This window comes from Paenibacillus sp. J5C2022 (assembly GCF_025567625.1).
In the GTDB taxonomy this organism is placed as follows: Bacteria; Bacillota; Bacilli; order Paenibacillales; family Paenibacillaceae; genus Pristimantibacillus.
The window spans coordinates 86,387-93,401 of the sequence record NZ_JAOQJC010000030.1 but is presented as its reverse complement, the minus strand read 5'-3'; the positions used below and the strand labels follow the sequence as shown (position 1 = coordinate 93,401).

Genomic DNA, 7,015 nt, shown 5'->3' with positions numbered 1-7,015 from the left:
AATTAATTGACGAGAGGTTCACAAGTACCCGGTTCAGAAATCTTCCCTATTATCGCCACATCAGGGGAGATGATCGAATAAATTTGCTAATGTCGTAACAGCATAAGGAACTGGCTGCACCGGCATCTCATTCATACGATTCACCCAAATTCCCTTCAAGCCCAGCGCCTGACAGGGGGCGATATCGGTCTTCACATCGTCGCCTATATATACCATCGTGTGCAGTGGGGTACCAGCTCTTTCACAGGCAAACTCAAAAATTCTTGCATCCGGCTTGGCAATGCCAGCCTTAGACGAAGCTACAAGGACCTCAAAGCGGTCAGACAGACCTATAACCTCAAGTTTCCGCTGTTGTTGCTCCATATCTCCGTTCGTAATGATCCCAAGTCGTTGTCCGTCAAGACGCTGCAAGCAGGGAAGAACGTCATCAAACGGCTGCCAATGGCTTTCGAAGCTAGTCACATAGTGCTGAAAGCAAGCAGCAGCCTCACGCTCAGAAGCGGTGGGATCGAGCAACTCTCGCATGCGTTCGATTTTCTGCTGCGCAAACGACAACTCACCACGCAGAAATCGTGCATAATGCTTTTGCCCGGCACCAGGCGGCGTAGAATGCGTCCGGGTTGGCCTGGAGCCTGTATGAAGAGCGGAATTTATCATAAAATGTCAGTACGCCCCGGTATTCCGCCCCTTTAAAGTCGAGAAGCGTGCCGTCCAAATCGAAAAAGATCATATTATTTTCTCCTACCTGAGAGCTGTTTCTTATCAAACATTCCCGTTAATAAAAGCTTTATCTTTATAAGACAGACAATTCGCCATTGCTAAAATAATAAATATCCTCTCTCTTAATTCCGTATTCTCCGTTCCTGTGCTTAATATGTGGTTCATATGTAAAGAAACTTGACTCTTGCAAAAACATTGTCATAGAGAAATCTGTATGTTCCAAACGAAATATTGCGGTTTAACAGAACCTTAGTCGAACCTGTAAAAATAAAAGGACATCGTACCTTTTCTAGAGAAATTGTTGGTCACCACAACAAACAGTTTCCAGAAAAGGGAATGTCCCAATTCCATGGTATCCGCACATGTTGCCATCGTCAAGTTTATTTTGTCTCTTCAATTAGGGTTCAGCAAACCGCAGATGCGCCACCTCACTTCAATGGTTAATGGCATTATTCTTTGTGAGGGACGCAAAAATATATCAATCATTCGTGAAGCATCAGGTAAAGAAAGACATCTGAGTTCGACCACCAGATTCTTAAATGAATCGCCATGGTCTGTTAATCGTATGCAGAAACGTCGTATGGAGCGAGTCATGCAAGCGATTCGCAAAGCCCCGAACAATCGGGGGAAACGGACGGTCTTTCTTCTCATCGACGACACATCATGGGAAGGCAAGTTTGATGCAGATGTATGCCCGTTTTGTATCGTGTGTACAGACCTTAGCATGGATTTCGTTACGATCCTGAGCTACTACCGTATACGCTGGCATATTGAAACGGGATACCGCTACTTCAAAGAGATGATTGGCTTTGATCAGTACCAATTACTTTCGTTTAAGGGCATTAATCGTTACTGGGCCATTCAATTCTTAACACAAAACCTGCTAGAGCTTCAAAGAATGAAATGGTCTAAACCTTCAACCAAGTTAACGCTTGGCGATGTAGTTCGAAGGTTTCGTCATGAGCATAGGGGGCAAATGTTGCTCTATGTCTTTGAACAAGCAATGCAGAAGAAGCCGTTATTCGACATATTACGAGATCTCAAGATGATCTCATAATGCTCGAAAGACCATATACGCTACCCATATGTCTGCAGATCGTTCGATTTTTCGGATTTTTGCAAGAGTCAAGTTAGTTATATATTTCAAGAATTGAAAAAGACAAACGCATTGTGAACTCATTAACCCACGCTCCATATTTCGGCAAGATTAATGGATCTACTAATATTAATACGCTAATTACGAGGGAAAAAAGAAGCACTTCCCACCATCTTCTCTTAGACCTAATTGCAAATATAATGTTACCGACCAAAGGTATTAATAGTACGAGCACTGAAGGTAAAGTAATCAATATCCAGGGTACATAACCTTCAATCAGCCAATAAAACAATCTGCTCCAAAATAAAAATAAATAGTCCTGCCTGATCGTAATGTGTTGCCGCGCACCAATTAACTAAGATTGCCTTCCCAATCAACAAATATCAGCTGGTCTTTTGGAAGCAGGACCATTCGATGATTGTCCTAACAAGTCCAGGTGTGACTGCGCTACATGATATCTTTTGCCGCAATACTCTAACTTCCCTCTTCCTTTTGTAGCGTTCTAGTTCAGCCATGGTAGCTCAAATCGTCTACCGTCGCTGAGCACAACGAAGCCGTCCTTGTTATAGGAAATTGTCCTGCCATCCGGGTCAGGTTTGATATCCACCGCCTGCCATTCTCCAGTGCTCCATTGTTCCATATCAACCGGTGCCATCCAAAGTTGCGACGATTGGGTTGGTAATTGATGAGACAAGATGCTCATTGCTCCCAGAGAATGGGACACCTGGATATCGAGAAATTGGACCTCGTAAACATTTTGTTCAAATAGAAGGTGGAACGCGCCATCTGGAGTTAATGCACCAATACGAATATCGGCTCCTAATGAATCGAGTTCCCCGTCCTTGTTGGGCGGGTGCAGTAATACTATTCTCGTCTGCCATTCCTTCAAGTACTGGTATAGCCTCCCTGATTCCAATATTTCACCTGACTTACCGTCGAAGATGGTAAGATCGGTTAACCCCGATGACGGGAATTCATTCCACTGCACATAAATGTTGTTGTCTAGCCAACCAAATTCGTGGCATAAATTGGATTCATCGGGGTTTATAACGTTCTTCACCTGTCCAGACTCCAGATCTAGAAGCGATATCTCACATGGAACTTGGCTTAGAGCCCCTTTACTCTCCTTACGATTATAGAGCAGATGGCTGCCGTCCGCCGATATGGATGCTTGGAACTTATTCATGTTAGGGTCGCCTAATGTCTTGATAATGCCTTCACGTTCCCGAGCGAATAATTTATTCTGCCACTCGTAAACCGTACCCATACTGGATTCGCCGATAATAATACTCTCAGACAAATTCAATTCGACTGGTTGCGAAGGTGTTGGCTTAGCGGAATCCATGAACGTTGCCGGTGTTGTAGGCGTTACGGGAGACGGTAGAACTGCCTTTACGGGCTCGTCACCGCTGTTCACACAACCGGGTAGTATAATTGCAATAAGAATAATGACTACAAATTCTTTAACTTTGCTGAATGCCACCCCACCATCCCCAGTCCGCTCATGCCGCAAATATCGGCAAATTTTATAAAGTTCAATAAAGGTATAAGTATTTATCTCACGTAAATAAAACCATGAATACAGGCTGCTATAAGCTTAAATGCCGGTTTCAATGTAGGTCTCCTTCCCTTCATGGATATACCATATATTTCATATAATGTATACGTTTTGATTCGGCTGTTTGTTGCGGTATTCTTCCCGTTACTTCAATAAACCAAAAGAGGGGCTTCCAATGTCATATTTTGTGAGTAAGTAAAAAGGATCCCGCCGCGGCAGGATCCTTTCGCTATTTCAAATATCGTTTTGACTCTTCGTAGAAGTTTTCCCTGGATCCAGCCATGATGACGACCACTAGCTCACGATCATTATTTTCTTCTACACGGTAGGCAATCTCATAGTTAGTGCCCTTATAAGATACATCATAGCCGAATATGCCAGCGAGATCGCCTGTCTTTTGTTCCCCAATCGCGGGATCATTTCGAATGTCCAGGATGGCATCGAAATAGGCGCGCTTTAGTGGTTTTTCAACGAGTTTTTTAAAATAGCGTTCTGCGGGACCAAGGTAGGTAATGGGAAGCATCTAATCCCCCATTACATCGCCAAAAAGTGCTTCCGTTTCGTCTACGCCATTGAAATTGCGAGCAGCCTCTCCGGATTCGGCAATTAAGGTTTTAACAGCAACGTGTAATTCTCTTTGTCGCTCACGAAACTTTGCAAGCAATTCATCACCGGCATAACCTTCTTTAAGCAAATCAGCCAAAATCAAATCACCAAAGTAGTCACTACCAGCATTTTCACGTACAGGGCGAATGATGATGATATTGCCCTTAATGCCGAATTCGACCTCGTCTTTAATGCCGGCTTCTTCAAAGAACTTTTGAGGTATCGTTACTTGACGCTTCTGAGACACACGCGCGCGCTTCCAATCCATACGAGTCACCGCCTCATTCGCTATTGTCATAGTATACCCCTTTACTTCAAGTATTCCATGATTCCAACTTCTTTGTTTCTTTACTTCTTTATTTTACGCTGTTTTATTGAAATTGAAAGTATAAATTACCTAATCATCAATACATCATTTTGTGAAGTAGTACTTTCATTTTTTCATTTGGCTTTCCTGCAATACTACGTATCAAATCTTCATCAAACTCAACAGTAAGAAAGCTTTATCGATGGTGTCGTAACGAATGGTTTCCGCTATGTTCCCTTCCGCCGTGCCATACGAAAACACAATTCTTTTCGTCTCCGATAGTTCGGAAAGATTGCCTTTATAGGTGAAATGCAACGTTACCGTTTCATTTAAGGATGGGAAACGCATACAATAAGCGCCTTCAATCTATTCATCATCTACCCCCAGTAGGTTATACGTGGATAACAGAAAAAAGTATGTAAATAAAATGAGCTGATGAAGCAACCGCATACTGTGTTAATATTTCAAACCTGCCATTCTCAGCTCAACGCCCAGAAGGATCCGCCGCGGCGAATCCTTCTGCTGGTTTATTGAAAACGTATTCGTTAGCTGAATCTTTCTTTTATGCGTAGAAATATGTTTGTTACGCTCCCTGGATTCGATTAAAAGGTACTTAGCGCGAATACTGCATCAAAGCTTTCCGCATCAAATGTTAATTCTGAGAAGTCCATGCAATAAGCATTCAGCCCCTTCTCCTTGCAAAGCTTCACCATCTCTTCGGATAGATCAGTACAGGTGACGCTAAGCCTCCTCTGCTCGAAATAGAAGCTGTCACGCCCTGTTCCAGCGCCAATTTCAAGAAGTGTTGTGCGGTTTTCGCGAAGAACTTGCTCGACAAACCGTTCCCGTTCTTCGAACTTCCAAGGCTCGATTTCTGCCTGATCCCTTTGCGCGGCGAATCGGTTATAAGCTTGTTTCAGTACCGTTTTTTTGTAAAGCGTCATTTTGGATTTTCTCTCCCATTCAAACGGCAGCCGGTCGTATACCTGCTGTAGTCATGTCTTGTGGAACTGTCGTTACCCTATAGTTTTCGTGCCTTGATTACAAAGGTTACAGGAAGCATCATTGCTTTATTTGCAAAATCGCTGTTACGCGATTGCAGATAGATCTATCCCCCATAGTTCGGTTGCTTTGCGTTCCCCCAGGTATTGCAAGGATTGACCGCTTCCACAGCCTATTTCCAGCATTTTTTTTCGGGATATCACCAAAAGCTGGCACTTTTCTTCTGAGACAAATGTTCCATAGAACGGAAGTGCGGTCGCTCCTAACACATCATATCCTTTTGTATCCCAAATCATTATATCGCACGTATGTTCTTATGTAAATCATGCATCTCGAATCCGTGATCCAATGCCAGCTCTTGAATATCCGGGTGCTCACGTGAAGTATGAACAACATAGAATTTTCGGTTCTTTCACTTCCTACCACTACATCACTCGAGTGTATGCGGCCAACACTGGGGAGAAAGAAATACGGGCTTGAGTAGATATAATGTATGTAGCCAACACTGGGGAGACGAAAATGCGGATATGAGTAGATTTAGTGTAGGATTCCTACACTGGAGCACCGAAATGGGGCGTTCGAGCAGTAATAGTGTAGGAATCCTACACTGGAGCATCGAAAAGGGCTTGTGTGCAGGAAGAGAGTAGGACGTCGACGCTGTCAGGCGTTTTTCTTAAATCGCCGGCATCACATTGCCGCCGTTGACCGGGATGTAGGCACCAGTAATGTAGCTTGCCAGATCGGAAGCGAGGAATGCGACGGCATTCGCAATCTCCTGATCCGTTCCCCTGCGCTTCAGAGGGACATGCTGGGAGTAGCCGGGCTGGTCTTCCGAATTGCTCGCACGGTCGGCATCGCTTATCGTCCAGCCCGGGGCTACTTGATTGACGGTAATCTGATACTCTCCTACTTCCTTCGCCAGCACGCGGTATACCCCGTCCATTCCCCGCTTTCCGGCTGTATAGGCGGATTGGGTCGGGAAATTTTGCATGGCGCATTCCGTATTGATGCCGATGAACCGTCCGTTCTTGCGCGCAATCATGCCGGGGATGAACGTTTTCGCCAGATAGACGCTCTGCATGACACAAGACTCGAACTGGCTCTTGTAATCGTCGGGAGACTGCTCCAGCACAGATGTCCACTGATATTGAATGACCGCATTGGCAACGACGATATCCACATGGCCCAGCTCTTGCTCTATCTTCTCCTTCATGCTCTGTATATGCATTTCATCGGTGATGTCCGCTTGCACGGTAAGCGCTCGTCCACCCATGCCTGCAATCTCCCCGGCCAGTTCCTTCGCCTTCGCTTCGTTGCGGATGTAATGCAGTACAATATTCGCACCGCAGCCTGCCAGCGTACGTGCCATGACTCTTCCCAGATTGCCTGTTGCCCCGGTAATAAGGACAGTTTTGTCCCTCAGATCGATTTGCATGGTGGCGTCACCTCATTTTTTGGATTTATTTTCTAACTCATTGTAGTGATTTAACGTTCAATAAGTCAATAACTTTATTTTTGTTAGTTGAATGAATGCAGTAACGACGAGGAATTCCGGAATTATGTGAAATTGTTAATCTCCACCTGGCCCGGACCTGTGATATAATTTTGCGGAAATGATGAGCGTGCAATTGCTTTTGACACAAATGGATGAACATGGCGGAGGCATTAAGCTAGTATGACGATCTCATACCCGCCTGCGCAATTGCGCAATGTTCATAACGGCTTG

General features: G+C 44.6%; 8 protein-coding genes and 1 pseudogene. 1 reads left to right on the top strand and 8 read right to left on the bottom strand.

Translation table 11 applies throughout. The features are described from left to right. Nucleotides 1-60: 60 nt before the first annotated feature. Nucleotides 61-555 (bottom strand): HAD family hydrolase, encoded by a 495-nt coding sequence (locus tag M6D81_RS21740; protein WP_262679150.1) that lies wholly within the window; start codon nt 553-555, stop codon nt 61-63. Between the two features lies 1 nt (nt 556). Beyond that, on the bottom strand, nt 557-730 hold the full coding sequence (locus M6D81_RS21735; RefSeq protein ID WP_262679149.1) for an HAD family hydrolase: 174 nt from the start codon (nt 728-730) through the stop codon (nt 557-559). 339 nt (nt 731-1,069) lie between these two features. On the opposite strand from M6D81_RS21735, the gene M6D81_RS21730 reads away from it, so the two are divergent. Beyond that, nucleotides 1,070-1,777, top strand: coding sequence for a transposase (locus M6D81_RS21730; RefSeq protein WP_262679148.1), 708 nt, complete (start codon nt 1,070-1,072; stop codon nt 1,775-1,777). Nucleotides 1,778-2,318: 541 nt separating this feature from the next. Here M6D81_RS21730 and M6D81_RS21725 read toward each other — a convergent pair. From M6D81_RS21725 to M6D81_RS21700, 6 genes and pseudogenes are all read right to left on the bottom strand, one after another. After that, nucleotides 2,319-3,299 (bottom strand): hypothetical protein, encoded by a 981-nt coding sequence (locus M6D81_RS21725; protein WP_262679147.1) that lies wholly within the window; start codon nt 3,297-3,299, stop codon nt 2,319-2,321. Between the two features lie 304 nt (nt 3,300-3,603). Continuing rightward, on the bottom strand, nt 3,604-3,897 hold the full coding sequence (locus M6D81_RS21720) for a type II toxin-antitoxin system RelE/ParE family toxin (protein ID WP_262679146.1): 294 nt from the start codon (nt 3,895-3,897) through the stop codon (nt 3,604-3,606). After that, nucleotides 3,898-4,248 carry an AbrB/MazE/SpoVT family DNA-binding domain-containing protein gene (locus M6D81_RS21715; protein ID WP_262679145.1) on the bottom strand — a complete coding sequence of 117 codons (351 nt, stop codon included), beginning with the start codon at nt 4,246-4,248 and terminating at the stop codon, nt 3,898-3,900. 641 nt (nt 4,249-4,889) lie between these two features. Beyond that, on the bottom strand, nt 4,890-5,231 hold the full coding sequence (locus tag M6D81_RS21710) for a class I SAM-dependent DNA methyltransferase (protein ID WP_262679143.1): 342 nt from the start codon (nt 5,229-5,231) through the stop codon (nt 4,890-4,892). Between the two features lie 156 nt (nt 5,232-5,387). Then, nucleotides 5,388-5,585 (bottom strand): annotated as a pseudogene (locus tag M6D81_RS21705) (class I SAM-dependent methyltransferase); the annotation flags it as partial. Between the two features lie 377 nt (nt 5,586-5,962). Further along, complete coding sequence (locus M6D81_RS21700; protein WP_262679142.1) at nt 5,963-6,724, bottom strand: SDR family NAD(P)-dependent oxidoreductase; 762 nt, start codon at nt 6,722-6,724, stop codon at nt 5,963-5,965. Between the last annotated feature and the right edge of the window lie 291 nt (nt 6,725-7,015).

Excerpts from the sequence above, each read along its gene's own strand:
- M6D81_RS21735 (WP_262679149.1), bottom strand. The coding sequence starts at position 730 with ATGATCTTTTTCGATTTGGACGGCACGCTTCTCGACTTTAAAGGGGCG.
- M6D81_RS21730 (WP_262679148.1), top strand. The coding sequence starts at position 1,070 with ATGGTATCCGCACATGTTGCCATCGTCAAGTTTATTTTGTCTCTTCAA.
- M6D81_RS21720 (WP_262679146.1), bottom strand. The coding sequence starts at position 3,897 with ATGCTTCCCATTACCTACCTTGGTCCCGCAGAACGCTATTTTAAAAAA.
- M6D81_RS21715 (WP_262679145.1), bottom strand. The coding sequence starts at position 4,248 with ATGGATTGGAAGCGCGCGCGTGTGTCTCAGAAGCGTCAAGTAACGATA.
- M6D81_RS21710 (WP_262679143.1), bottom strand. The coding sequence starts at position 5,231 with ATGACGCTTTACAAAAAAACGGTACTGAAACAAGCTTATAACCGATTC.
- M6D81_RS21700 (WP_262679142.1), bottom strand. The coding sequence starts at position 6,724 with ATGCAAATCGATCTGAGGGACAAAACTGTCCTTATTACCGGGGCAACA.